Origin of the sequence: Mycobacteroides sp. CBMA 271, assembly GCF_009729205.1 — a bacterium.
In the GTDB taxonomy this organism is placed as follows: domain Bacteria; phylum Actinomycetota; class Actinomycetes; order Mycobacteriales; family Mycobacteriaceae; genus Mycobacterium.
In genome coordinates this window covers 611,684-636,697 of the sequence record NZ_VTHB01000001.1, presented here as the reverse complement: position 1 = coordinate 636,697, position 25,014 = coordinate 611,684, and the positions used below count along the sequence as shown (strand labels likewise).

Sequence of the window (25,014 nt, the reverse complement as noted above, 5' to 3'; positions counted from 1 at the left end):
TGGGGTCAGCTAGTTCCGTCAAGTTTTTGCGCGAAGACGCTCACTCGCTCGATGAAACGATCGAAGAACACCTCGGGATCGGTCTCCACCGCGATCTGCGCATTCGGCTTCTGGCCCCACTGTCCTTTCCAGTCCGCGATGGTCATGGCGCGAGTCAGATCGCCGGTCAGTTCGACATCGACGGCCGCAGAACGGGTTTGCACCAGTGAGGGATCCAGGGCCACCGCGGCGGCGAAGGGATCATGCATGTGCGCAAGGAAGCCTTCCTCCTGCTTCATGTGGAATTCGAAATAGAAACGCACCGCGTCTTCAATGAATCGCAGCAGCGCGTTACTCGCCGCTGAACGGCTCGACGGCAGATCGAGCACCGTGAGGGGGGTGGTGACGGCATTCGCGGACTCGGCCAGGCGCACGAGGTGCTCTGGTGTCATCGCGATCGTCTCGGTGAGATTCAGGCCGCACACGATCGGAAGTTCTTGTACGCCAGCGGCTCCCCAGGCGGCATACACCTCTGCCGCTGCCCCCGGATCCACGACGACATTCCATTCCGCCACCGGCGTGGTATTGCCCGGGTAGTCGAAGGAGCCGCCCATGATCACGAGCCGTTTGAGTAATTTGGGTAGCTCGGGTTCGGTGCGCAGCGCGAGCGCCAGGTTGGTAAGTGGGCCGGTTGCAAGGCCTACCAGCTCGCCGGGGTGCGCGTGGGCGGCCTTCACCCAGGCCTCGGCGGCGTCGTAATCGGTGAGGGTGCGCGCGGATTCCGGCAGTGCCGCATACCCGAGCCCGGTGGGGCCGTGCGTGTCTTCGGCGGTGCGCAGTGCCGCACTCAACGGTTCGGCCACACCTTTGGACACCGGGATCTGCGGGGCGTTGCACAGCTCGAGGAGGCCTAGATTGTTCGCGCAAACATGGTCCACCGAGACATTGCCCGCAGTAGATGCGATACCGACAATCTCGACATCCTCGCTAGCGAGAAGAAAGATCAATCCCAGTGCGTCATCAACTCCGGTATCGACGTCGGCAAAAACAGGAACCATGGACGTCAATCTACCGTGAGTTAGCTCATACGGGCAGTTGGTGCCCGCTCTAGCTCACCAGTGCACGCCGGGGATGAGACGTACCGCCTTCATCACGGGGCCCGGAACGCGAAGCTTCGTTACGGCGGCCACCCGCTTGGCCGTCTTGGGGCGGCGTCGAGATGTCGACAGATCTCGGCGATCGTCCACCGGCTCCAGCCCGCGGGCGGCCTTGGAATCCGGATATGCCAGATACATCTGATGCAGGATCCGACGGCTCAATTTCGGAGTGAGGTACTGCCCGATATCGGCGAAGGTGCCCATCGGGTGATCGATGCGTGTTGGCTTCTCGATCAGACCGCGAACCACCATGGCAGCCGCGTGCTCCGGGGTGAGCCCGCGCACCACGTTCAGCTTGTTGGAGGGCGTGATCATCGGGGTCTTCACCAGTGGCATATGGATATTGGTGAAGGTGATGTGGTCGGACACCGTCTCGGTCGCGACCACATCGGAGAAGGCATCCAGCGCCGCTTTGGTCGGAATGTAGGAGGCGTACTTGGGATTGCGGGTCTGTACGCCGGCCGTCGACACGTTGACGACGTGGCCGAATTTGCGTTCCCGCCAATGGGGGAGCAGTGCAAGCACCAGTCGGACGGCCCCGAAGTAGTTGATGGCCATGACTCGCTCGTAGTCATGGAATCGGTCGACGGTGTTAACCACCGAACGGCGAATAGAACGTCCGGCGTTGTTGACCAGATAGTCCACGTGCCCGAACTGGCCGAGAATGCTTTTCACGGTGTCGTCGACGGCCGAGTAGTCGGTGAGATCGCAGGGGAATGCGTGAGCCTTCCCACCGTCCTCGCGGATCTCGGCGACGAGTTGATCCAATGCCTCGCCGTCGCGCGCAATGGCGAAGACGGTGCCGCCGCGCTGGGCGACCGAGATGGCCGCGGCACGCCCGATGCCGCTGGAGGCGCCGGTGATAATGACGTGCCGGCCGACGAGCGGTCCGGCGGGATTGTCGCGGCGGTACCGCTCGGGGTCCAGGTTCTGGCGCCAGTATTCGTACAGCTTGCCCGCGTACCCGCCGAAACCAGGAACCTTAATTCCGCTGGGCCGCAATGCTTCCTGCGTTGCCTCGCAGATGAAGGTGGGCTTGATCTCGGTGATGTCGATGACCTCGGGCGGGATGCCGAGTTGAGTGACGACCATGTTGCGCCAGACCTTGAGGGTGCCGCGGGCATGTAGGAACGGCGTGGCGACGGCGTGTGGAAGTGACCCGCGCACGGGTGGCAGACCGGCGGCGCCCGCGATTCCGGAATAGATGTCGCGCAGGTAGGTCACGTCGGGATTGGTCAGGTGGAAGGCCTGGCCGTCGCGTCCGTCCTGGTGCATCAGTTCGACGGTGGCGTCGACGACGTAGTCGACGGGAACGATGTTGGAGCGCCCGGCTTTTGGCAGCATCATCGGCGTGAACCGAGGAAGCCGCGCTAGCTTGGTCAGTATTCCGAAGAAGTAGTAGGGCCCGTCGATCTTGTCCATCTCGCCGGTCTTGGAATCGCCGACGACGACGGCGGGTCGGTAAATCCGGTAGCGCAGACCGGGTTCGGAGCGCACCAGCAGCTCGGCCTCGAACTTGGTCTGGTGGTACGGCGTCGGCAGATCCTGGTTGACGTCGAAGTCTTCCTCGGTGAATTCGCCTTCGTAGCTTCCGGCCACCGCGATGGAGGAGATGTGGTGCAGGGTGGCACCGGCGCGTTTGGCCAGCGCGATGACCGCCCGCGTGCCCTCCACGTTCGCGGCGCGCTGTGCCGCGTCGTCCACGGTGATGTCGTAGATCGCGGCGCAGTGCACGATGTGGTCGGCGGCTATCGGGTCGCCTTCGGCGGGCAGGCCGAGGTCGGGCTGGGTGAGGTCACCCACCAGCGGCTGCACGCGGTCATCCCATTGTTCGACGAGCTTCTCGAACCGGGATAGGGATTCACGCCGTACGAGGACGGCGACCTCGGCGCCCGGCTGGGTCTCCAGGATGCGGGTTACGATCCGTCGTCCGATGAAGCCGGTGCCGCCGGTGACGATGTATTTCACGTGCTACCTCTGAGACTGTTAGGCCGCTTATCGGCCCGGTTGAAGTTATCGTTGCCGTTTTGGGGTGCTTCGTCAACGACGTGTGACAAGTTCGTCACTGGCGAATTAGCCATGGGGGATACTCCAGGAATGTCGCGCATCCAGGTATTCAGTGCCGCCCGCGCCACGGGCAACGCTGCGTGGTGGGCATTTGTGGTAGCCGCGCTCGTGAACCGGGGGCTGAGCCCGCGCGACTGGGGATGGACCGCTTACACGCCGCTCACCGACGGCGCGCCGCGCAGCGATGCCGACTTCGTGCTGTTGGATCCCGCGGTGCAGCCGGAGAGCGTGGTGCTCTGGGGTGCCTTCGGTGTCGTGGTGATCGCGGCCATCGTCGAGCTAGCGATCGTTCGGCGTTGGACGGCGGCGGGGTCGGTGTTCATTCCGTTCGCGTCGCTGGGCGTGATCGCCTACGCGTTCGGGGAGCTCGACCGTACGATCATCTGGGCACCGACCGCGGTGGTGTTTTTCGTCCTTGTGGCCGTGGCGATGCGGCAGGTGTGGATGCGTCGGTTCGCTCCGACGATGGGGGACGGGTCATGATCGATGTAACGCTTACGGCGCCGGCGGGATTCGGTGTCAGCAGATCGGTGCCGGTGCTCTGGGCCATCCAATACGCGCTCGCATGCACTCCTCTGGTTGTCGTCGTCGCGGCGGTGTGGGCGGTGACTTCGCTGCCTGCGTACGCAACAACGCCGCTGGAGCATGTCGTGGGTGTGGCGGGGCTGCTATGCCTCTCGTGCGCCGTGGCATGGGTGGTGCTCCGTCCACTGCAGCGCTACCGGACCTATCGGTGTGGTGTCCTGGACGATGAACTGGCCTACGTTTCCTCGAAAACGTTGTGGCAGAGCTCATTTTGGGTCATTCCCTTGGCCCTGGTACGCACGGTGGAGCTGCGTCAGGACCCGCTATCGCGGGTTTTCGGGTTGGCGACGGTGCGAGTGCGGGCGGATCAGGGGGAGCTGCGGTTCGTCGGGCTCGATGTCGAAACCGCGCGGCAGGTCGTGGAGTCGCTGTTCGCCGGAGTCGACGAGGTGATGGTCAACGCGTGCGCTCTCCCAGGGAACGGATCTCCTCGACCGCGCGAGTGAGCGTCGCGGGATCCGGTGATAGCGCGGCGAGAATCCTGTGCACGTCTGAGAGTCCCGCGCGGTCCAGCAGGCGCTTCTCATTGGTCACCCACTCGCCGCGCGCGGCGAGTGCCCCATGGGCGTACTCCATTGCGGCCACCGTCAGCAGCCCGGCGCATTGGGCCACTTGCCCGTAGGGAGCGTAATTCTTCTCGGCATAGTGCACATTGAGCGCGGCCCGCGCCGTCCACGCCTCGGGCGCCGACTCACGAAGTGCTGCAGGATAATCCGGGCATGGCAGGATGCCCCGCAATACCTTGTTGATCGCGAGTTCGCCCACCACCAGGTAGCTGGGAATTCCCGCGAGGTGGAACATCAGCGGTTCGATGTGGAACTCGCCGCGTTCCGCGCGAATCAGCTGCTCCTTGACGTCCGTAAGGCCGCGGTAGTGCACGTCGACATCGCGGCCGTCGATGCGAAGCCATGCGCCGCCGTTGAACACCCCGCCGCCCCACGCGCCGATCTCGGAGACCTCTCCGTCCCATCCGATCTGGCGCAGGTCCTCAGGGTCGAAGTTGCCGCGGTAATAGATCGCCAGATCCCAGTCGCTATCCGGCCGATGGATTCCCTGCGCGCGGGAACCGCCCAGCGTCACGGCCTCGACCGCGGGAAGTGCGGCCAGTTCGTTGGCGACCGAATCGAGGAACGCGGCGTCGGATGTGGTCATCGGGCCGCGACGCCGACGAGGGCCTCGACCGCTGCGATAAGGGCGGCACGGTGGGCGGCAAGGCGTTCGGTCGAGAAAGGCTCGGCCGCTGTGAGGCTGCGCAGGGCCGGCGATGCGCCGAGCCATGCGGTCGTCAATCCGAGTAAGAGGGCCAAGATGTCGGCCGGTTCCACATCGCTTACGGGCGACTGTGTTCCGGCGATGGCTTTGACCTTCGCCCCGTACGCCGCGGTCTCGGAGGGGCCGGAGACGGGTCGTTCAAGTTGCGCCCAGGTGGCAAGTCTTAGATGTTCGGGATGCTTGATCAGGTGATCGAACAATGCACCGGCGTATCCCGGTAGGTCGTCTGGAGTGAACGGAACGGCGTCCGACATTCGCTTGATGGAATGTGCGACGACGGTGTCGAACAGCGTCTCTTTGTTGGTGTAGTAGACGTAGAGCAGCCGCTTGTTGGCTTCTGCGGTCGCTCCGATCCGGTCGACGCGCGCACCGGCAAGCCCATGCTCGGCGAACTCCATGAAGGCGGCATCGAGCAGCCGCTTCTTGGTCGCAGAAGCGTCGGGCGGCATGCCAAGAGCCTAGAGCCAAGCGGTTGCACGGTTGGCGAGCGACGCAGGTCGGGGTGACGGGCGAGTCCGCCAGCCCGACCTGCGCACCGCGGATATGGACTATCCGGTCGCGGACGGGGTGAAGACGCCGCGGAAACGCACCTGCCCGGACACGAGACGGTCGTATGCCTCGGTGGCCTGATCCAGGGAGTAGGTCTGCACGATCGGCTTTACTCGTCCCTTGGCGGCATAGTCGAGCACTTCGGCAAGTCGCTGAAGGCCGCCGTGCGTTGACCCGATCACCTTTTGTCGCATCATGTGGAAGGGGACGCCTTCGGATGAGATAGAGAACGGACGGTTGAAGTCCAGGCCGCTGAGTGCCACACGACCGTCCGGCCGCAGTCCCGTCATCGCTTCTTCGGCGGCGGCGAACGCGTTGGTTGTCACCAAGAGGACGTCGGCGCCGCCCAGCTCGAGCAGCTCCTTACCGCTTGCGACGACGTGATCCGCGCCGAGTTCCAGGGCCAGCTCTCGCTTGTCCGGGGAGTGTGTGATGGCGATGGTCTCGAACCCGCTGGCCTTCGAAAGCTGTACCGCGACATGGCCAAGACCGCCGATGCCCACGACCGCAACTCGTTCATGCGGTTGCGGTGCGGCGTCCCGGAAGCTGCTCCAGGTGGTGTACCCAGCGCACATCATCGGTGCGGCCAGTTCGTAGGGGAGTCCTTCCGGCAAGAGCACCGTGCCCTCGGCGGCGAGCGCGACGTATTCGGCGTGACCACCCTGCGCGGAAAATCCCGAGGTTCGAGGGTTCGCGCAGTTCATCGCGGTTTGACCGGTCAAGGGGCGGTTTTGGCGACAGTAGGCGCAGCGCCCGCAGGCCGACTGCACCCAGGTGGCGCCCACTCTGTCGCCTATCTGGCGTGTATGTACGCCGGCGCCCACTTCGACCACCTCGCCGACGATCTCGTGTCCGGGAGTCTGCGGGTAGATGTCACCGCCATAGCCCTGGGTTGCCCAGGCGTCGGTGTAGCACATACCAGAGGCATGGACCTTGACCAGAACTTGGCCGGGTTCTGCGGTCGGGGTCGGAACCTCCTGTACCTGCCAGGGCTGGTTGGCGCCCGTCATCACAATGGCTTTCATAACGATTTCTCCTTGGCTGAGTCGATACCTCAGGGGTTTCCTGCCCCGTTTTCATGAAGACTAGCGAGTATGTTTCTTATTATCAATAACTAGATAGTTACTTAGCTGAAGAAGGCGAGCTTGCCGTTCGGGGGCTGGTTATTCGAATGTATGTTCGATACACTGTTCGAGTGGGTTGGTCAGAAGGTCCGCCGACCTGGGCGGAGATGGAACGCGTACTCGACGGGCGCCCTAACCCTCATGCGCCTGTCGGTGACGGCGGGGATGGTCCTGCGTGGAGTCGTAAGCGTCCTCCCTATGAGCCGCCCACGCGTGAACGTCGGCGATCGGCAGTGCCCTACGCGGAGCTGCACGCGCATTCGGCGTTCAGCTTTCTCGACGGGGCGAGCCTGCCGGAAGAGATGGCGCAGGAGGCGGCGCGGCTCGACCTCAAGGCGCTGGCGCTCACCGACCACGATGGTTTCTACGGGGTCGTCCGCTTCGCGGAAGCCGCCAAGGAACTCGGTCTGCCCACCGTGTTCGGCGCGGAATTATCTCTTGGCGGACAGGGCAATACGGAGGACTCCACACATCTGCTGGTGTTGGCGCGCGGTCAGGAGGGGTATCGGAGGTTGTCGCGGCAGATGGCCGCTGCGCACCTGTCCGGCGGAACGCCCAAGGACCGAAAGGGCAAGCCGCGTTATGACCTTGATGCGCTTACCGAGGCGGCCGGAGGGCATTGGCACATCCTGACCGGGTGCCGTAAAGGACATGTACGACGGGCGCTTGCCGCCAGCGGTCCCGATATGGCCGAGAAGGCGCTGGCCGATCTGGTCGGCCGGTTCGGTGCCGATCGCGTCAGCATCGAGCTCAGTAGGCACGGTCATCCGGATGACGATGAACGCAATGCGGCGCTTGCCGCGCTGGCGCCGAGATTCGGTATCGGTGTAATAGCTACTACGGCAGCTCATTTCGCGAGGCCGGAGAACGGGCGGCTGGCCATGGCGATGGCGGCGGTGCGGGCGCGTAAGAGCCTCGACGATGCGGCGGGTTGGTTGGACCCGGTGGGCGGAGCGCATCTGCGCTCCGGAGACGAGATGGCGCGGCTGTTTTCCCACTGCCCGGAGGTGGTGACGGCGGCTGCCGAGCTGGGGGAGGCGTGCGCCTTCGATCTGCGGCTTATCGCCCCACAGTTGCCGCCGTTCGATGTCCCGTCCGGTCATACCGAGAATAGCTGGTTGCGGCAGCTGGCTCTCGATGGTGCCGAGCGCCGATACGGTCCCCGGGCCGGAGCTCAGAAGGCCTACGCTCAAATCGAGCATGAGCTGGATGTCATTGCCCAGCTGAATTTTCCGGGCTATTTCCTGGTGGTGCATGACATCACCCAGTTCTGCCGTCGCAGCGACATCTTGTGCCAGGGGCGTGGCTCCGCCGCCAATTCTGCGGTCTGTTACGCGCTCGGAGTCACCAATGTCGACCCGGTGGCCAATGGCCTGTTGTTCGAACGGTTCCTGTCACCGGCTCGCGATGGGCCACCGGATATCGACATCGATATCGAATCGGATGAACGGGAACAGGCCATCCAGTACGTCTATAACAAGTATGGCCGCCAGTATGCGGCTCAGGTGGCCAACGTCATCACCTATCGCGGCCGAATGGCGGTGCGAGACATGGCCAAGGCCCTGGGATTCGCGCAGGGGCAACAGGATGCGTGGAGTAAGCAACTCGGACACTGGGGCGGTGTGTCCGACGCGGCGGAGGTTGATGGCATTCCGGAGCAGGTGATCCATCTAGCTCAAGAGATCAAAAATTTTCCCCGGCACATGGGTATCCACTCCGGTGGCATGGTCATCTGCGATCGCCCACTGGCAGATGTGGTGCCCGTGGAATGGGCACGTATGGAAAACCGCAGCGTGCTGCAATGGGACAAAGATGATTGCGCAGCAGTGGGTTTGGTGAAGTTCGATCTTCTTGGGCTTGGCATGCTCTCGGCGCTGCATTACTGCATCGACCTGGTCCGCGACCATAAGGGCATCGCGGTGGACCTGGCCCATATCGACCTGAAGGAGCAGGCGGTTTACGAGATGCTGGCCCGCGCAGATTCGGTGGGGGTGTTTCAGGTGGAGTCGCGCGCCCAGATGGCTACGCTGCCCCGGCTGAAACCCAAGTGTTTCTACGATCTGGTGGTGGAGGTGGCGCTGATCCGGCCCGGGCCCATCCAGGGCGGCTCGGTGCACCCATATATCCGGCGATACAACAAGATTGACCCCGTGCTGTTCGATCACCCGTCGATGGAGGCGGCGTTGAGAAAGACGCTCGGGGTGCCGCTGTTCCAGGAGCAGCTGATGCAGCTCGCCGTCGATGTCGCCGGGTTCAGTCCCGCCGAATCCGATCAGCTGCGCCGAGCGATGGGCTCTAAACGCTCACCGGAACGGATGGAACAACTGCGCAGCAGGTTCTACGAGGGCATGCGAAACCTGCACGGAATCACTGACGAGCTGGCCGACAGGATCTACGAAAAGCTCTATGCCTTCGCCAATTTCGGGTTCCCGGAAAGTCACGCGCAGAGCTTTGCCTCGTTGGTGTTCTACTCGTCTTGGTTCAAGCTGCATCATCCGGCGGCGTTTTGCGCGGCGCTGTTGCGTGCACAGCCGATGGGCTTCTACTCGCCGCAGTCCCTGGTGGCCGATGCCCGCCGCCACGGTGTCACCGTGCACGGTCCCGACGCCAATGCCAGCCTGTCGTATGCGACCTTGGAGAACGCGGGCCTGGAGGTGCGGATCGGCCTGGGTGTCGTCCGTCACATCGGGGACGAGCTGGCTCAGGCGATTGTCGAGGAACGAAAAACAAACGGCCCGTTCGCCTCTCTGCTCGACCTTACCGGTCGCATCCAGCTGAGCACGGCGCAGGTTGAGGCGCTGGCTACCGGGGGCGCGCTGGGCTGCTTCGGCATGTCCCGGCGTGAGGCGCTGTGGGTGGCGGGCGCCGCTGCGGGGCAGCGGCCCGACAGGCTGCCCGGTGTCGGAGTGTCCTCCCGGATCCCGGAACTGCCGCCGATGGGGGAGGTGACACAGGCTGCCGCCGATGTGTGGGCGACTGGGGTCACTCCTGATGCGTATCCCACCCAGTTCCTCCGGGGACGGCTCGATGAGCTGGGTGTCGTCCCGGCCAAGGGGCTCTTCGATGTGCCCGACGGGGCACGGGTGCTGGTGGCGGGGGCGGTCACGCATCGGCAGCGACCGGCGACCGCGGCCGGGGTGACATTCATCAATCTTGAGGACGAGACGGGGATGGTGAATGTGGTGTGCTCGGTGGGTCTGTGGGCGCGGCATCGCAAGCTGGCAGTCACCGCGCAGGCGTTGATCATTCGCGGCCAGGTGCAGAACGCCAGTGGCGCTATTTCCGTGGTGGCCGATCAGCTGCGACCGCTGGATCTGCGCGTCCGGTCCAGCTCGCGGGACTTCCGTTAGGCGGCGATGAGCCGCGTGCGCGAAGAGCGTTAGACGCTGCCCGCGAAACCGTGCTGACGCCATGCCTCGTAGGCGGCGATGGCTGCGGCATTGGACAGGTTGAGCGACCGGCGACCGGGCAGCAGCGGGATGCGCACTTTCTCGGTGATGTGCGGATCGGCCAACACCTCGGCATCCAGACCGGTGGGCTCGGGACCGAACAACAGCACATCGCCGGGTTGATAGGCGATGTCCGTGTAGCTCACCTTCGCATGCGCGGTGAAGGCATACACCCGTTGCGGGCGCAGCGATTCCCAAGCAGTGGAAAGACTTTCATGCACCGTCACCGACGCCATGTCGTGATAGTCCAGGCCCGCGCGTCGCACCTTCGCCTCCGACAGGTCGAACAGCGGCTGTACCAGATGCAGCTCGCACCCGGTGCCCGCCACCATCCGGATCGCGTTCCCGGTATTCGGGGCGATCCGGGGCTCATGGAACATGATTCTCCACATAACACGTGATCCTTCCATCATGCGCGTACTGGGGAGACTACGTCTATCGAGGTCAACCGATGATCGACCTCTATCGAGCGACAGCGTGAGCTGATCGAGCAGTGGGCTAAAGCCCACGACCACAAGGTAATTGGGTGGGCAGAAGATCTAGATGTATCCGGCTCTATCGATCCGTTTGACACCTCGGAGCTAGGGAAGTGGCTGAACGACAGTCGAAGTCTGGGATCACGTTCGCAGCGAGCATCACCGGGTCAGAGGGCAAGCGGTCCCAGTCCAATGCCGGTGTCATGCATTCCGAGATCCATACTCCAGAAGAGCTAGAGGTGAATATGGCGAGGGTAAGTAGAAGTAGGGCTGTCGTGGAGAATGGCGAACGACATTAAGCCAGTCAGCCAGCTCCAGTGCTAGGCTCTCGGCAAACTAGGTGACGGTCGTCACTTCGTCGGGTGGGAGGTCCAGCGATGCCGCAGAAGTTTGAGTTCGATCCGTACGAACTTCATGATCATGCCGGTCAGATTGAGTCGGCTGCGACCGGGCTCCGCGAGGCGCACGATGCTGCACACCTCGCCCTGTCGCAGTCCGCTCGTGGCCTCGGGGGCGGTGCTGCGGCTGCTGCTCTCGCCGGTCGGCTTTCCGATTGGGAGAGGGAGACCGCTCAGATGGACACCGAGCAGGTCGAACACGCACAGAACCACCGAGGCTCGCTCGCCAAATATCTGGAGCAGGAAGGTAAGAACGCCACCAACCTGAACCACGCGGTGAGATAGGGGTAGCAGGTGGCACATTCACTTCAAGAACTGCTTGATTATCCCAACGCGGTGGCCGATGTCAGCAAGGCGATAGTTCAACGTGGTCGATCGAGCGAAGAAAACGCAGAAGTCATGCGCCGCCTCAAGGAGACCTCCACATGGCAGGGGGCGGCAGGGGACGCCGCACGGGACGCGTCCGGTAGGCACGAATCAACTTCTCGCGGGTCCGCGGAAGACAATTTGAAGCTGGCCGCCCAGGCAAGGCAGGTCTGGAATGAAGCTACTGACGTAGCGAAAGGCATCAAGAACATAGTCGCGGACGCCAACGGCAGCGACAACGGTGAGCCGTCGATGGACGTTGATCTCGCTATGAACCGGGTGAACATCCCCCAGTGGATCGGGAGTTTGAACCCGAAAAACCCCGACGACGCAAAGACTTTGGAGAAAGTCGAAGCCAAGGTACGTCGACTAAATCAGCGCATCGCCACGGCGCTGAAGGCCGGCGAGATGGTGGACGTGGATTTTGCGAACGTCATCAACGGAGGCACCGGGGGCAAGGTCAGCCCGAGATCGGTCAAGGAATTCAAGCTGAACCCGGACGGCAAACCAGAAGCTACAGGAGAGACGAAGGCCGCTGGCCTTTTCGACAAGGTTCCGATCCCCGACCAGGAAGTTCTAAAGAAAGACAAGGAACTAGGAACCACCACTGGCAAGGGTGTAGATAAGGGCGAATCCGGTACGCATGAGACGCCGATAGGTACCAGCAAAAAGGGCAAGTTCGGAAGCTATACGAAGATCGAAGATCCGAAAGGCCCCACCGTCTGGAAAGGTGAGACCGGCGAGAAGCAGGACCAGGTCAATCATTGGGAGCACAAAGGCCACTTCTTGGGTGGCGACTATGAACTGACCTCAGACCAACTGGGGTACAAAGCAGGAGCCGACGCGCAGGTCAAGCAGGGCGGCATAACAGGCAACGAACATGCCGGTGCATACCTAATCGACAACAACGGGAATATTCATTGGGATCTCGGCAATGACGGAAGCGCCGGTCGAGTAGAGGCCAAGATATTCGGAAACGCCGGTGTCGAAGAGTACGGCAACGCGGGGGCAACAGGAAATAGCGGCATGACCTTCGGCGGTGGCGGAAATGCTGGCCTACATACAGGGCAGGAACTCAGCTACAACAGCGAGCCGGTAACGGTCAAAGTCGGAGTGGATGAGTATGCCGGTGCAGGAGCCGGTGGTCACTTGACATTCGCTGAGACCGAAGACCACAAATGGAAAGTCGGCGGCAGCTGGGGGTATGCGTGGGGGCTCGGAGCTAAGCCCGGTTTTGAAGTGACCGTTGATCCTGTGTTCGTGGGCACCAAGATGGGACAGCTCTTCAACTGGGTCATGAATTGAGATGTCGAAATACAAGATCAAAGTGAACGGTGCGCCACCGGAAGGATGGACACCAATACCGCCCGACGATCCCATGGCCGTAGCCGTGTACGTCCGCGATCCTGCATCCCCATCTCCGCGCATCGTCGTTAGGGAGCGGTTCGTAGACGGAACCAACCTGAACCTCGGAAACTACGCGCAACGGGACGCGGAACAGTTGAAAGCGAAAGTCACACGGGCGGAATACATCTCATACAGGCCGGTTTCACAGTACGGACAAGACCTAGAGTTCATCGAGGGTTTCGTTCTAGCTCGGGGCTCCCGGCTGTACACCACCGTGGACACGGCAGATGGCCGGTCCTACGTCCTTGAGCTGTTATTCAGTTGCCCGCATGCCCAGTATGATCTAGTGAAACCCGAGTTCGGGGCATTCCTGAAGACCTTGGAAGTGGTGAATGATGAAGGCTAGCTTAGCAATTGGTGCCGCACTTCTGGCGCTGTCGCTTTCGGGGTGTCACGTGACGTTCTCCGGAGACACCAAGAAGGACACCGAGAAGGTGCAGCAGATCTCGCAGGCCAAGCTAGAGAAGGGCCTTGCGGACGCGGCTAAGCAGAAGCAGAACATCGTGCTGAAAAAGGTGGATTGCGAAGGGCCGCTTGACGGCACGATGGACGCGACCCAGAAATGCAAGGTCATAGACGACGAGGGTATCCACTATGACGTAGTGGTCAAGACGACATCGGTCAACGGCGAAGACATCAAGTTCACGTACACCGTTGAACAGACATCCAACTAGCCGGGAGAGCACGTGAAGGCGATAATTGGATCGGTACTGACCGTGGGTGCCCTCATGCTCACCGGCTGTAACGTCAGCGTGGACATCGGCACACCGGAGATAGAGAAAGACAAGCTAGCGACCGGTGTTACTGACGCCTTACGAGATAAGACCGGCGAGACAGCCACCTCCTCTAAGTGTGACGGCCCGCTACGCGGGGAAAAGGGTGCTAAGCAACGGTGCTGGGTCACCAACCACAAAGGCGAATTGTTCGGAGTGACGACCACGACAACCTCGGTCAACGGTGGCAAGATCGCTTTCGACGTTGACGTGGATGCCAAACCCACGAACAAGTCCGCATAGGCCGTTCGACAATTCTGGTGTGCTACCTAGGCGGATTCTCGTCCAGCGGCTAGAGCCGCAATACAGCCCTTCGGTACGTCTACCGAGCAACAGGACGTTGGGTTCCGCGCCTATAGCAGTTACCGGCTCCGGCTGGTCAATTAGCAGCCTGAGCTAGGTGCCCAGTCGGCCATCGAGTGGCGCGGTGAGCGTTGGAACATCGAGGGAGAGCCGAGACGTCACAACGGCTCTCGGAGGACTGCACACACCCATTACGTGATCAGTAGGTACTAGGTCTTATGTTTTAGATCAAGCCCAGTACTGAAGAAATGTTCCAATACCCGAGATGAATAGGCCGAGTGCAGCGCATCGAAGGTCCAGTGTCTGAGTGCGGTCGAGGTCTCTCGCTAGTGCAGCGACGTCAGCCCGCGCAGCCGCGAGCGCACTCTCAGCTTCTGATTTTGCGAGCGACCGAACGTCCGTTATCTCGCCCTTGAGGGCACTCATACCCTTTTGGATCGGGGGTAAATCCTGATCCAGTAGCCGCTTCAACCTGTCTTCCAGGGCCGTTAGCCGGTCCGCCAGGGATGCATTTCGGATTCTGACAATAGGAGCGAAGCCCTGCAGTCCAAGGTTGCCGTCCATTGGTTTCAGCGTCGTATTCATTGTCCCCGTAACCTCCGGGCGTTTTTGGCCTAGGGAATACGTGAGCTTCAACAGTCGGTCACGGAAGTGCGGCCATTTCTCATCCCAGAATCGTGTTGCCCTCGCGTAAGCCCACAGCAGCCCACCCACGGCGATGGCTGTGCCTACGAGCTGAAATGTTGTCGCCCACCACGCCATGGCCCCAGATTAGGGGTTTCGAACGGTCGGCAGGGTGCATTCGAGTGTTCAGCAGATAGTGATGTTTGACTCGTGGAAAGGATGCGGAACACCTAATTATCTTGCAACAAGTCCTATCTCTGTCGACGGAAGGGCCAGTCCCACGGTCCGTGGTCGTCGCTTGGGGGCTGACCTGTGTCATTGATCGAACCTCGCTCTTGCTGCAGGCGGTCGCGAACTATTCGAGACGTGGCGTACGCGGACTGAATCTCAGCCGTTGTCACTGATTCCTTGTTGAGATACTCCCGCACAGCGGCCACAAAGCTATCCATGCACCCCATGAAGACATCTATGCCGTCTTGGTCCCCGTCGCCGGAAAACGACGCAACTATCTCATCCTGTGTGGCTGTAGACAGAGGATATGCGGTCAAAAGAACCGAGCGCGGCGCCAGCATTTCAAGCCGAAACCGGGCAGCCTTAACCTGATTACCCAGGTTCACAGCCATGTTGAGGCGGTAGATACCTGCTTCATTTTTGTCCGTGGGGACGTCGGGGAGGAGACCGGCCTCATAGTGCAATGCGGCCATCTGAACCTCGCTACACGTTGAGATGTATTGAACGGCTGCGTCTAGGACAGCATCTTTGTCGATCCGTTCGCGTTCGGCCTTAGCTTTACGCTCATCGCTGTCCCTTGTATTGCTCCGCGCGAAGTACCCCGCAATGATCGCCGAAAGCAGGCCGCCGACTGAAGCGCCAAGCCACAGGCTCGGTGCGGTAAGAAGTTCCGAGAGTGTGCTCACGGTCAAAATCTACGGGGATAAGCACGGCGAAGACGAGATGGACTGGGTGCACTAGCCCGATAACTCCGGATGTCTCATAGCTATTGGCGGTGCGGTGTCATGGGTTCAGCGGAAAGGGATGTTCGGCTCATGGGAAAGGATGCGGAACACGGAACCATTATGGTTTAACGGGCGATGACGGTTGGCAAGCGAACATGATGGAGAACTGAGCGTGGCCCTCTCGATCGCTGTGGCAGATTTCCAGGACGCCGCACTCCTGGTGTTTTTGCAGGCCCACCTGGACGACATCGCGCCGACCGCGCCGCGAGATAGTCAGCACGCCCTAGATGCTGTGGGCCTGCAGGATTCCGGAGTCCGAATGTGGGTTGCCTGGGACGGGCCAGATCTGGTCGGAACCGTTGCGCTGGCGAGGATCTCTGGACAGCACGAAGAGCTCAAGAGCATGCGGACTGATCCGCGGCGGCGGGGCCAAGGCATCGCCTCCATGCTGCTTCTGCATGCCCTCAATGACGCTAGGAGCGGTGGCGTGTGCCGGGTTTCGTTGGAGACCGGCAGTATGGACTTCTTCGCTCCGGCTCGGGCGTTTTACCGTAAGCACGGGTTTACTGAGTGTGGCCCCTTCGGCTCCTACGTCGAGGACCCCAACAGCACCTTCATGACCTTGCTTATCCGCTAGCCCGGGATCGTCCAGAGCAGTGGTGAGTCGCGCCGTGTTCGAAAGCGGCGGGTGTGAAATCCGCTGGGTTGGGCGATGTCAACATGTGATGATCCACGGCATGCCCAGTTCAGTTGTCGAGGTTCGTCGGGTCTACACAGAGACCGAAGAGGTCGCACTCATCGATGCGGTCCACGACGCGCTTGTGTGCGCTTTTGAGATCCCGCCGGGAGACAAGCATGTCCGGTTGGTCGCGCACAAACCTCATAGGTTCTCGCACGCCCCGAATCTGGAGAAGCCAGAGCTGTACACCTTCGTCTCCATCGACTGTTTCGCAGGCAGATCGATAGAAGCGAAACGCAACCTCTACGCCGGGATTGTGAAACGTTTTGCCTCCCTGGGGATACCGCCGGATCATGTCACGATCGTGCTACGGGAGAGCGCGGCAGAGAACTGGGGAGTGCGCGGTGGTCAGGCCGCCTGCGATGTGGACCTGGGTTTCAAGGTCAACGTCTGAAGGTCGAGCGCGCCCTAGGTTTTGTACCGGAGATAGCCCACGGCAGCGAGGAAAAGTACGGCCACACCCGCGCCGAGGCTCAAGGGAATGCTCGTGGTTGCCAGCGCGGTGCATATGGCGGCGACCATCGGAGCGACTGCCCAGTAGAGCCACTTCTGGCGGGAACTTCCGTCCGGCTCAATCAAGATCAAGATGCCGCCGCTGACCGCCGCCATCACGGCTAGGTAGAAGTCCGTATCTGGAGCTTTCATATTCAGTGCGGGGCGATACGGGGTTCACGAAACAGGAGGCGAAACATGAAGAGCAGTATCCCTGCTCCCTGTGGTGGGGCACGATGGAGCCATGAGCAGCCCGCCGACTTATGAGTGCGGGACCGCCGAGGAAGCTGCTTGGGAGTCGGTGACCCGACCTGCCGACGTCACGCTGGCCGGGATCGCGCGCGGATACACCGAGTTTCGCGAGTCCTCCGACAAACCCGTCGACCGCTGCGAGGTCGCCGGCGTCGACCCGGTGCTCATCGTGGAATTCGGTGATCCGCTGCTCGTTACCGATGCGGCGGACACACGGTCTCCACGGATGTGGCAGTCGTTCGGGGCGGGTGCGTGCCAGGGGCCCACGGCTACTTTGCATTCGGGTGTGCAGCACTGTCTTGAGGTGCAGCTGACGCCGCTGGGGATGTATCGGATAACTGGGCTGCCAATGAACGAAATCAGTAATCGTGCGGTCAGCCTCGAAGATCTGTTCGGCGAAGAGGGGCGTCGACTGCCTGAGCGCCTTGCTGCTGAACCTGATTGGGCCCACCGGTTCGACCTGTTGGATTCGATGTTGACGAGTGCGGCGGCCAATGGCCCAGAGCCCGACCCCGAGGTGGCCTTGGCCTGGCGTCGGCTGAGTCACACCAATGGCACCGCGACCGTCGGCGAGATTGTGACCGAGACCGGTTGGAGTCGTGCTCGGTTGGCGAATCGCTTCCGCAGCCAAGTCGGCCTGACTCCTAAGGCGACCGCACGTGTGCTTCGTTTTGGTCGGGCAATGACGCTGCTGACTGCGCCGGGTCACAGATCGCTCGCCTCGATCGCGTTGGCGTGCGGCTACTTTGACCAGTCGCACTTCAACCGAGATTTTCGGATGTTCGCGGGGTGCTCACCGGGGGAGTTGGTCGCGCTGCAGTACGAGGACCTGCTCGGCATGCGTGATCCGGGTATTCGCGAAACATTTGTACAAGACGAGGGTGATTCGCGGGCCTAACGTCGCTGCCATCAAGCACTTCCGGCGGAGAGGAATCACGATGACTGGCGAGCCGACATTTTTTGAGATCGGGGTGCCCGACGCGGTACGCGCCCAGAAGTTCTACCAGGGGCTCTTGGGCTGGACACCACATGCGATGGGCGAGGGTGGGCAGGCGTGGCTCGAAACGGGTGGCGTCAATGGCGGCCTGCACAGCGACGATGAAGACCGCCGGATCGACATATTCTTTGGTGTCCCCGACATCGACGCAGCTGTCTTGACCGTTCGCGAACTCGGCGGTGACGCCGAGGACCCCGGACCGGAAGAACCGGGCTTCGGACGTTTCGCCTTTTGCAAGGACGACCAGGGCGTGCGATTCGGGCTACATCAGCGCTCCAGCAGCTTCGTCTGAGCCATCCGTCGGACTTGCCCGGCATGATGTCAGTCATGGCCGAGCACTGGACTGACCGCGAGATCACCGGGGAAACCTTCTACGACGAAGACTTCCGCGAGCTACACACCGAGCGTGTGGTTTTCACCGAATGCGATTTCAGCGGAGCCAATCTCACCGAGTCGCTGCATATCGGCTCTGCCTTCCGGAACTGCACTTTTCGTCGCACATCCTTGTGGCATTCGGAGTTCCGTCAGTGCAGTCTGCTCGGCTCTTCGATTACCGACTGCCGAGTGCGGCCGGCGAAGTTCACCGAATCCGATTTCACGCTGTGCTCCCTCGGTGGGCTCGATCTGCGCGAGCTGGATCTGTCGGATTGCCGCTTCCGCGAGGCCAATTTGGTGGGCACCGATCTGCGCAAGGCGAACCTGCACGGCGCCGACCTCACGGGTGCACGCACGCAGAACCTCAAGCTTGACGGTGCCGATCTACGGGGGGCCAGGGTCGACCCGACATTGTGGACCACCGCGAGCCTGGTCGCAGCGAAAGTCGATCTGCCGCAGGCCATCGCGTTTGCCGCTGCGCACGGACTGGATGTGCACGGGGCCTGACGCGCTTCTTGGCGCAGACGAAAGAATCTAGCCCTTGAGGCGGATGCGCCAGCGCACGAACGCCGCCATCACCACGGCGAGCAGTGCCAGGATGCCCATGTCGAACAGCCACGTTGAGGCGTTGTGATCCCACAGGCTGTCCTGCGGACCCACCGGCACCAGCTTGCGTAGGTCGGTGGTTGACGCCGTCGCCGCGAAGCCCCAACGTGAGGGGAACAGGAACGAGAACTGTTCCAGCCCCGCACGTCCGGTCACCGGGATGAGGCCGCCGCTGAACACGATTTGCGTCATGGTGGCGATCACCAGCATGGGCATCACCTGCTCGGCGGAGGTGGCCAGCGAGGACAACACCAAGCCCAGGACGGTGGCCGCGCAGGCAGTCGCCGCGACGGCCACCCACAGCTCGAGGTTCGCGTTCCCGAGCAGTACCGCGCCCTGCGTCGGTCCACCGCGGACGATCACGATGACGGCCGTCATGACCGCGGACTGCACGATCGCGGCCCCGCAGTACGTGATGATCTTGGCGAGCAGATATGCCGTCGCCGACAGGCCCACCGCCTGCTCGCGACGGAAGATCACCCGTTCGCCAATCAGGTCGCGGATGGTCAGCGCCAGACCCAGGAAGCTCGCACCGAGGTTCGTCAGCGCCAGCAGCAGCCCCGGCTCGTTGGGGTTGTCGGGCAGCGCGACATTGAATCCGGCGCTGCCGGGTACCGACAGCACCAGTCCGGCAAGCACGAACGGCAACAGTGCCAGGAAGATGAAGTACCCGCGATCGGCGAGGATCAGCCGCCCCTGGCGGCGTGCCACCGTCGAAACCTGCCGCAGCAGGCTGGTCTTGGGTGGCTTGCCCAGGTCGCCGGGCTTGGTTGCCGCCGTTACGGGGTTGTTCGCGGCTGGGTGCCGGGTCAAATACGCCTGATGCACGCCGTCGGGGTCGGCCGCGGCGTTGGCGAAGATATCGGCCCAGTCGGTGGTGCCCATCTCCTGGTTGATTCCGCGCGGCGGGCCGCAGTACGCGGTCTTGCCGCCGGGCGCCAGCAGCAGGACCTGGTCGCAGTAGCTCAGATACGTCAGCGAGTGCGTCACCACCACCACGACGCGACCGGCGTCGGCGAGCTGGCGCATCAGGCTCATCACCTGGCGGTCCAGCGCTGGATCCAGGCCGGAGGTGGGCTCGTCGAGGATCAGCAGTGACGGTCCGGTGAGCAGCTCCATGGCCACCGAGGCGCGCTTGCGCTGTCCACCCGAGAGCTTGTCGACGCGGGTCTCGGCGTGCTTGGTCATCTCGAGTTCCTCGAGGACCCGGGACACCACCTGTTCGCGGTCTTCCTTAGTGGTGTCCGGCGGCAGCCGCAGCTCGGCGGCGTAATGCAACGCCTGGCTGACGGTCAGCTGCGGATGCACCACATCGTCCTGCGGCACCATGCCGATGCGGTTTCGCATTACGGCGTATTCGGCGTGCACCCCATGGCCCTCGAAGGACACCTTGCCCGCCGAGGGTTGGGTGTTACCGACGATCAGGCGGGCCAGGGTGGACTTGCCTGCGCCCGACGGGCCGATGACCGCGGTGAGCGACCCGGGACCTGCGGAGAAGCTGATGTTGTCGAGCAGCTTCTTGCCGCCCTCGACGGTGAAGTCGATGCCCTGCACCTCGAGCCCGCCGACCCGGGCGGCCGTCGTCGGTTTGACGAGCGTCCCGTCCTGGACGACGAGGTCGACGTTACCGATGGTGACGGTGTCACCCTCGCGCACAGTTGCCTGTTCGACCTGTACACCGTTGACGAAGGTGCCATTGATGGTGTGCAGGTCCTGGATCTCCAGGCCGCCGGCGCTCGGAAGCAACAAGGCATGGTGCCGCGAGGCCAGCACGTCGTTGACGACGATGGTGTTATCGGGTGCGCGGCCCACGGTGATGGCGCCGGGTGACGGTTTCGGTGCGCCGCCGCCGATGCCCAGTGCCCGCATTGCGCGGGTACCGAACGGCTCCACCGACTCGCCGGCGTGCGCGGCGGGTATTGGGGTGGGCTCCGACGGGTACTGCTGGCGCGGGCGGGTGGGCCCGGAGGTTCCGTACGTCTGCGGGCTGGACGGCGGAGCGCCGTAGGGATGCTGCTGGCCTGTGCTCTGGGGGGGCTGCCCATAGGTCTGCGGACCGGACTGGTAGCCGCCGGTGGGGTAGTGCTGCTGCGCGCTTTGATACGGCTGGGTTCCGCCGCCCTGCTGTTGTGTGCCCGTGTACGACCCTTGCTGCGGACCCGACGCATAACCGCGCATGGTCGGGGGAGCGATCCCCAGTTGTGTCTCGCTGCCAAGGCCGCCGAGAGCGAAGGTCAGCCGCGGGCCGCCCGGGTCGCCGATGTTGACGACGGTGTCGTCGCGCACCTCCACCCAACCGACCTGGCGGCCGTTGACGAAGATGCCGTTGAGACTGCGTTGGTCCTCGGCGACCCATTTACCGTCGACGAACCTGATTATCAGGTGGATGCGCGACACCAAGGGGTGCGTGATCCGTACGTCGGCGTGGATATCGCGGCCGATGTGAATGTCGTGTCCCGGGGCGAATTTTCGTTCGTCGCCGTCGAAAGACACGGTGAGAGTAGGTGCTTCCCGACCAGTCATCGCTACCGACTCTATCGGTTCACAGCGAGTGGCCAGTCTTCCCGCGCCGGAGGATTACAGGCTATGCAGGAGGTAGAGGGTCCAGGCGAGCGCCGCAGCACACACCGCCGGCCAGCACCAGATGTGCCAGTGACGCCAGTGTCCTATCCCCATGACCACCGGGGCGATCAGGCACGCCAGCAGGGTAAGTAATGCCCAGCCGAAGACGGTCCCGGCGGCTTCTGCTTGGTCGGGGTAGGCGCCTGAAAAGCCGACCGGGAAGATCGAGGCAAACCCCGTTATCAGGGCCGCCGCGCTCACCAGCAGCCACGCGGTCCAACTGAGAAGGGACTCGACAAGCCCCGGCCGGCGTCCTGCCGGCCTCCTCAATGGCGGCGGCTCGGTCGGATATCCCATATCGGGAAATGCTAGGTCAGGACGCAGTGGGTTCTGCTGAAGATTGTTGCCATGCACTGATTGCAGTGCGTGCACCGCGAATGGCTCGCCCGATCGGCCGCTACGCGGTTCACCAGATCCGGGTCGGCCAGCAGCGCCCGACCCATCGCCACGAACTCGAAGCCCTCGGCCATCGCCATATCCATCGTCTCCCCGCCGGTGATGCCGCCCAGCAGGATCAGCGGCATGTCCAGTTCCGCGCGGAACTTCCTGGCATCGTCGAGTAGGAACGCGTCGCGGTAGGGGTAGGACCGGAAGAATTTCTTCCCGGTAAGCCGCACACCCCATCCCATCGGTTTAGGGAAGCCCTTCGCGAGCTCGCGGATGGGGACGTCGCCGCGGAACAGGTACATGGGGTTGACCAGGGAGCTGCCCGCGGTGAGTTCCAGCGCGTCCAGGCCGCCGTCCTCTTGTAGCCACTTCGCGGTCTGCAGAGATTCGTCAACGGTGATGCCACCCCGGATACCGTCCGCCATGGTCAGTTTCGCGGTCACGGCCAGCCGGTCACCGGCGACCTTGCGTACCGCTTGAACCACTGCGCGCGCGATCTTGGCCCGATTGGCCAGCGATCCGCCGTACTCGTCGCGGCGCCGGTTGAACAGCGGGCTTAGGAAGGAGCTCACGAAATATCCGTGGCCCAAATGGATTTCGACGGCGTCGAATCCGGCCTCGATCGCCAGGCGTGCGGCGTTGGCGTGGGCGGCAACCACGCCATCGATATCGGAGGCGCTGGCCCGGCGGGCGAATTTCATCCCGAGCGGGTTGAAGAACCGGATCGGGGAGAGCGCCGGCGACCCGTTGGACCGGGCGTTGGCGACCGGCCCGGCATGTCCGATCTGGGCCGAAACCGCGGCACCGGTGTCGTGGATGGCGTCGGTGAGGCGTCGCAGCCCGGGCAGGGCTTCTTCGCGCATCCAGACCTGGCCGTACTCGGTACGGCCCTCGGGGGCGACGGCGCAATAGGCGACGGTGGTCATGCCGACACCACCCAGTGCGGGCTTGCGGTGATACTCGATGAGATCGTCGGTCACCACGGCGTCGGGGCTGGCGGCCTCGAAGGTCGCGGCCTTGATCGTCCGGTTGCGCAGCGTGACGGGGCCCAGTCGCGCGGGCGCCAACACGTCATGAGCTCCGATAGCCATGTGCCGGAGATTACGCCGTGACGGGCGCCCGTAAATTCTGGATGCGCACTCATATTTTCGCGGACTCCGAGGGATGTACGTTCATTTGATGACCTCCCTGAATCTGTCGGCCGACGAAGTTCTGAACACCACCCGCTCGGTGCGCAAGCGCCTCGATTTCGACAGGCCCGTCGAACGTGCGGTCGTCGAGGAATGTCTGAACATCGCGATGCAGGCCCCGACCGGCTCCAACCATCAGGGCTGGCACTTCGTCATCGTCGAGGACGACGCGAAGAAGAAGGCCATTGCCGATATCTACCGCGAGGGCTGGAACAAATACGCCACCGGCCAGGGCCCCGAGTATGCCGAGGGCGACACCCGGGGCGAGCGCCGCGACAAGGTGGTGGACTCTGCGGGCTATCTCGCGGAGAACTTTGAGCGTGCGCCGCTGTTTCTCATTCCCTGCATCGAGGGACGGCTCGACAACCTGCCCGTGGTCGGTGCCGCGTCGACCTGGGGGTCATTGCTGCCGGCGGTATGGAGCTTCATGCTGGCCGCGCGCAACCGCGGGCTGGGCTCGGCTTGGACGACGTTGCACCTGATGGACGACGGCGAGAAGCGCACCGCGGACATCCTGGGAATCCCGTTCGAGCGGGTCACTCAGGGCGGGCTGTTCCCGATCGCCTACACCGTCGGGACCGACTTCAAGCTTGCCAAGCGCCAGCCGCTCGCCGACGTCCTGCACTGGGACCATTGGTGAGGGGCGATGAGCCGCTTGCGTGAAGAGCAGCCAGCCCAGGAATACTGGGCGTGTGACGGCGACTCGACTTGACGGCAAGGCCACCCGCGACGAGATTTTCGTCGACCTCACTGCCCGCGCCGCGGCGCTGACGGCGGCGGGCAAGACGCCGGGCCTGGGAACGGTCCTGGTTGGGGACGACCCTGGTTCGCAGGCCTACGTCCGCGGCAAGCACAACGACTGCGCCAAGGTGGGCATCAACTCGTTGCGCCGGGACCTGCCCGCCGATATCGATCAGGCCACATTGAACGCCACCATCGACGAGCTGAACGCCAACCCGGACTGCACCGGATACATCGTGCAGTTGCCGCTGCCGCGGGGCCGATTGGACGAGAACGAAGCGCTGGAACGCATCGATCCCGACAAGGACGCCGATGGTCTGCATCCGACCAACCTGGGGCGACTGGTACTAGGCAAGAAGGCTCCACTTCCGTGCACGCCTCGCGGGATCGTGCATCTGCTGCGTCGTTACGACGTGAGGCTCGACGGTGCGCATGTTGTGGTGATCGGTCGTGGCGTCACGGTGGGGCGCCCCCTCGGTCTGCTGTTGACCCGGCGCTCGGAAAACGCGACAGTCACCCTGTGCCACACCGGAACCCGTGACCTGGCCGCGTTGACACGGCAGGCCGACATCATCGTCGCGGCAGCCGGCGTGCCACACATGGTGACCGCGGACATGGTTAAGCCGGGTGCCGCTGTGATCGACGTGGGTGTCAGCCGCGTCGACGACAAGCTGACCGGTGATGTGGCCGAGGACGTCTGGGATGTTGCCGGATACGTCTCGCCGAATCCCGGTGGGGTGGGGCCGTTGACCCGAGCCTTCTTGCTCACCAACGTGATCGAGCGGGCGGAACGTTTGTGACGGTCTCCTCGCGCACCACACGCGACGTGTTCGCGTCGGCCCTCGATGCCGTCCGCCGATTTGCCCGTCAACAGTGGCCGATCCTGGTGGTCTCGGCGGTGTTTCTGGTGGCGCTGGGATTGGTGATCGCCGACCGTTGGCGGCGCGGAGCGCTCGTCGTGGGTATCGCGGTGGGAGTCGCCGCGGCACTGAGGTTGGTGCTCTCCGATGACACCGCGGGCCTATTGGTGGTACGCGGCAAGACCTTTGACGTCGCGGCCCTCAGCACCGTTGCGGCGGCGATGATCTATCTGGCGCTGACGATCGATCCGCTAGGTACCGGCTAGGC

General features: G+C 63.0%; 28 protein-coding genes. 16 read left to right on the top strand and 12 right to left on the bottom strand.

Annotated elements, in window-relative coordinates:
- Positions 1-5 precede the first annotated feature (5 nt).
- Both FZI91_RS03165 and FZI91_RS03160 read right to left on the bottom strand, forming a co-directional pair.
- Positions 6-1,037, bottom strand: coding sequence for a nucleoside hydrolase (locus tag FZI91_RS03165; protein WP_155937158.1), 1,032 nt, complete (start codon positions 1,035-1,037; stop codon positions 6-8).
- Positions 1,038-1,091: 54 nt separating this feature from the next.
- Positions 1,092-3,104, bottom strand: a complete 2,013-nt coding sequence (locus tag FZI91_RS03160) for an SDR family oxidoreductase (RefSeq protein WP_162525703.1) — start codon at positions 3,102-3,104, stop codon at positions 1,092-1,094.
- A 129-nt stretch (positions 3,105-3,233) separates the two neighbouring features.
- Between FZI91_RS03160 and FZI91_RS03155 the strand changes: the two genes are divergently transcribed.
- Positions 3,234-3,686 carry a hypothetical protein gene (locus FZI91_RS03155; RefSeq protein ID WP_155937157.1) on the top strand — a complete coding sequence of 151 codons (453 nt, stop codon included), beginning with the start codon at positions 3,234-3,236 and terminating at the stop codon, positions 3,684-3,686.
- On the top strand, positions 3,683-4,234 hold the full coding sequence (locus tag FZI91_RS03150; RefSeq protein ID WP_155937156.1) for a PH domain-containing protein: 552 nt from the start codon (positions 3,683-3,685) through the stop codon (positions 4,232-4,234). The genes FZI91_RS03155 and FZI91_RS03150 overlap by 4 nt, the downstream gene beginning before the upstream one ends.
- Here FZI91_RS03150 and FZI91_RS03145 read toward each other — a convergent pair.
- The 3 genes from FZI91_RS03145 to FZI91_RS03135 form a co-directional block, all read right to left on the bottom strand.
- Complete coding sequence (locus FZI91_RS03145) at positions 4,185-4,940, bottom strand: nucleotidyltransferase domain-containing protein (protein ID WP_155937155.1); 756 nt, start codon at positions 4,938-4,940, stop codon at positions 4,185-4,187. The two genes, FZI91_RS03150 and FZI91_RS03145, sit on opposite strands and share 50 nt — an antisense overlap.
- Positions 4,937-5,509 (bottom strand): TetR family transcriptional regulator, encoded by a 573-nt coding sequence (locus tag FZI91_RS03140; RefSeq protein ID WP_155937154.1) that lies wholly within the window; start codon positions 5,507-5,509, stop codon positions 4,937-4,939. Before FZI91_RS03140 ends, FZI91_RS03145 begins: the two co-directional genes overlap by 4 nt.
- Before the next feature lie 99 nt (positions 5,510-5,608).
- On the bottom strand, positions 5,609-6,634 hold the full coding sequence (locus tag FZI91_RS03135) for an alcohol dehydrogenase catalytic domain-containing protein (protein WP_155937153.1): 1,026 nt from the start codon (positions 6,632-6,634) through the stop codon (positions 5,609-5,611).
- A gap of 170 nt (positions 6,635-6,804) precedes the next feature.
- Here FZI91_RS03135 and FZI91_RS03130 point away from each other — a divergent pair, with 170 nt between their 5' ends.
- Positions 6,805-10,083: an error-prone DNA polymerase gene (locus tag FZI91_RS03130; RefSeq protein ID WP_162525704.1), complete on the top strand. Its 3,279-nt coding sequence runs from the start codon at positions 6,805-6,807 to the stop codon at positions 10,081-10,083.
- A 29-nt stretch (positions 10,084-10,112) separates the two neighbouring features.
- Here FZI91_RS03130 and FZI91_RS03125 read toward each other — a convergent pair whose 3' ends face one another.
- Complete coding sequence (locus FZI91_RS03125; protein WP_155937152.1) at positions 10,113-10,574, bottom strand: tRNA (cytidine(34)-2'-O)-methyltransferase; 462 nt, start codon at positions 10,572-10,574, stop codon at positions 10,113-10,115.
- Between the two features lie 461 nt (positions 10,575-11,035).
- Between FZI91_RS03125 and FZI91_RS03115 the strand changes: the two genes are divergently transcribed.
- From FZI91_RS03115 to FZI91_RS03095, 5 genes are read left to right on the top strand one after another with little or no spacing between them, the layout of a single operon-like run.
- Entirely contained in the window at positions 11,036-11,341 is a 306-nt protein-coding gene (locus FZI91_RS03115; RefSeq protein ID WP_155937151.1) for a hypothetical protein, read from the top strand.
- Positions 11,342-11,350: 9 nt separating this feature from the next.
- Positions 11,351-12,727: a hypothetical protein gene (locus FZI91_RS03110; RefSeq protein ID WP_155937150.1), complete on the top strand. Its 1,377-nt coding sequence runs from the start codon at positions 11,351-11,353 to the stop codon at positions 12,725-12,727.
- Between the two features lies 1 nt (position 12,728).
- Entirely contained in the window at positions 12,729-13,175 is a 447-nt protein-coding gene (locus FZI91_RS03105; protein ID WP_239001659.1) for a hypothetical protein, read from the top strand.
- Between the two features lie 49 nt (positions 13,176-13,224).
- A complete protein-coding gene (locus tag FZI91_RS03100; RefSeq protein ID WP_309224067.1) occupies positions 13,225-13,503 on the top strand; it encodes a DUF4333 domain-containing protein in 279 nt (92 codons plus the stop codon).
- Positions 13,504-13,515: 12 nt separating this feature from the next.
- Complete coding sequence (locus FZI91_RS03095; protein WP_155937149.1) at positions 13,516-13,845, top strand: DUF4333 domain-containing protein; 330 nt, start codon at positions 13,516-13,518, stop codon at positions 13,843-13,845.
- A 288-nt stretch (positions 13,846-14,133) separates the two neighbouring features.
- Here the strand turns inward: FZI91_RS03095 and FZI91_RS03090 are convergent, their stop codons facing one another.
- Complete coding sequence (locus tag FZI91_RS03090; RefSeq protein WP_155937148.1) at positions 14,134-14,667, bottom strand: hypothetical protein; 534 nt, start codon at positions 14,665-14,667, stop codon at positions 14,134-14,136.
- Between the two features lie 113 nt (positions 14,668-14,780).
- A complete protein-coding gene (locus FZI91_RS03085) occupies positions 14,781-15,446 on the bottom strand; it encodes a hypothetical protein (RefSeq protein WP_155937147.1) in 666 nt (221 codons plus the stop codon).
- A 211-nt stretch (positions 15,447-15,657) separates the two neighbouring features.
- On the opposite strand from FZI91_RS03085, the gene FZI91_RS03080 reads away from it, so the two are divergent.
- Together FZI91_RS03080 and FZI91_RS03075 are read left to right on the top strand one after the other, a co-directional pair.
- Complete coding sequence (locus FZI91_RS03080; RefSeq protein ID WP_162525705.1) at positions 15,658-16,122, top strand: GNAT family N-acetyltransferase; 465 nt, start codon at positions 15,658-15,660, stop codon at positions 16,120-16,122.
- Positions 16,123-16,222: 100 nt separating this feature from the next.
- A complete protein-coding gene (locus FZI91_RS03075; protein ID WP_155937146.1) occupies positions 16,223-16,618 on the top strand; it encodes a tautomerase family protein in 396 nt (131 codons plus the stop codon).
- Between the two features lie 14 nt (positions 16,619-16,632).
- Here FZI91_RS03075 and FZI91_RS03070 read toward each other — a convergent pair whose 3' ends face one another.
- Positions 16,633-16,869 carry a hypothetical protein gene (locus tag FZI91_RS03070; protein ID WP_155937145.1) on the bottom strand — a complete coding sequence of 79 codons (237 nt, stop codon included), beginning with the start codon at positions 16,867-16,869 and terminating at the stop codon, positions 16,633-16,635.
- 91 nt (positions 16,870-16,960) lie between these two features.
- Here FZI91_RS03070 and FZI91_RS03065 point away from each other — a divergent pair, with 91 nt between their 5' ends.
- From FZI91_RS03065 to FZI91_RS03055, 3 genes are read left to right on the top strand one after another with little or no spacing between them, the layout of a single operon-like run.
- Positions 16,961-17,866 (top strand): AraC family transcriptional regulator, encoded by a 906-nt coding sequence (locus FZI91_RS03065; RefSeq protein ID WP_239001660.1) that lies wholly within the window; start codon positions 16,961-16,963, stop codon positions 17,864-17,866.
- Between the two features lie 40 nt (positions 17,867-17,906).
- Positions 17,907-18,257, top strand: coding sequence for a VOC family protein (locus FZI91_RS03060; RefSeq protein WP_155937767.1), 351 nt, complete (start codon positions 17,907-17,909; stop codon positions 18,255-18,257).
- 35 nt (positions 18,258-18,292) lie between these two features.
- Positions 18,293-18,847, top strand: a complete 555-nt coding sequence (locus FZI91_RS03055; protein ID WP_155937144.1) for a pentapeptide repeat-containing protein — start codon at positions 18,293-18,295, stop codon at positions 18,845-18,847.
- A 27-nt stretch (positions 18,848-18,874) separates the two neighbouring features.
- Here FZI91_RS03055 and FZI91_RS03050 read toward each other — a convergent pair whose 3' ends face one another.
- Genes FZI91_RS03050 through FZI91_RS03040 form a run of 3 tightly spaced genes read right to left on the bottom strand, consistent with a single transcriptional unit; the run spans position 18,875 to position 23,046 of the window.
- Positions 18,875-21,469 carry an ATP-binding cassette domain-containing protein gene (locus FZI91_RS03050; protein ID WP_155937143.1) on the bottom strand — a complete coding sequence of 865 codons (2,595 nt, stop codon included), beginning with the start codon at positions 21,467-21,469 and terminating at the stop codon, positions 18,875-18,877.
- A gap of 54 nt (positions 21,470-21,523) precedes the next feature.
- On the bottom strand, positions 21,524-21,865 hold the full coding sequence (locus FZI91_RS03045) for a hypothetical protein (protein ID WP_155937142.1): 342 nt from the start codon (positions 21,863-21,865) through the stop codon (positions 21,524-21,526).
- An 11-nt stretch (positions 21,866-21,876) separates the two neighbouring features.
- Positions 21,877-23,046, bottom strand: coding sequence for an NADH:flavin oxidoreductase (locus FZI91_RS03040; protein WP_155937141.1), 1,170 nt, complete (start codon positions 23,044-23,046; stop codon positions 21,877-21,879).
- Positions 23,047-23,134: 88 nt separating this feature from the next.
- On the opposite strand from FZI91_RS03040, the gene FZI91_RS03035 reads away from it, so the two are divergent.
- Genes FZI91_RS03035 through FZI91_RS03025 form a run of 3 tightly spaced genes read left to right on the top strand, consistent with a single transcriptional unit; the run spans position 23,135 to position 25,012 of the window.
- On the top strand, positions 23,135-23,785 hold the full coding sequence (locus tag FZI91_RS03035) for a nitroreductase family protein (RefSeq protein WP_155937140.1): 651 nt from the start codon (positions 23,135-23,137) through the stop codon (positions 23,783-23,785).
- Between the two features lie 52 nt (positions 23,786-23,837).
- Positions 23,838-24,686, top strand: a complete 849-nt coding sequence (locus tag FZI91_RS03030; RefSeq protein WP_162525706.1) for a bifunctional methylenetetrahydrofolate dehydrogenase/methenyltetrahydrofolate cyclohydrolase — start codon at positions 23,838-23,840, stop codon at positions 24,684-24,686.
- A complete protein-coding gene (locus FZI91_RS03025; RefSeq protein ID WP_162525707.1) occupies positions 24,683-25,012 on the top strand; it encodes a DUF3017 domain-containing protein in 330 nt (109 codons plus the stop codon). Before FZI91_RS03030 ends, FZI91_RS03025 begins: the two co-directional genes overlap by 4 nt.
- The last annotated feature ends 2 nt before the right edge of the window (positions 25,013-25,014 follow it).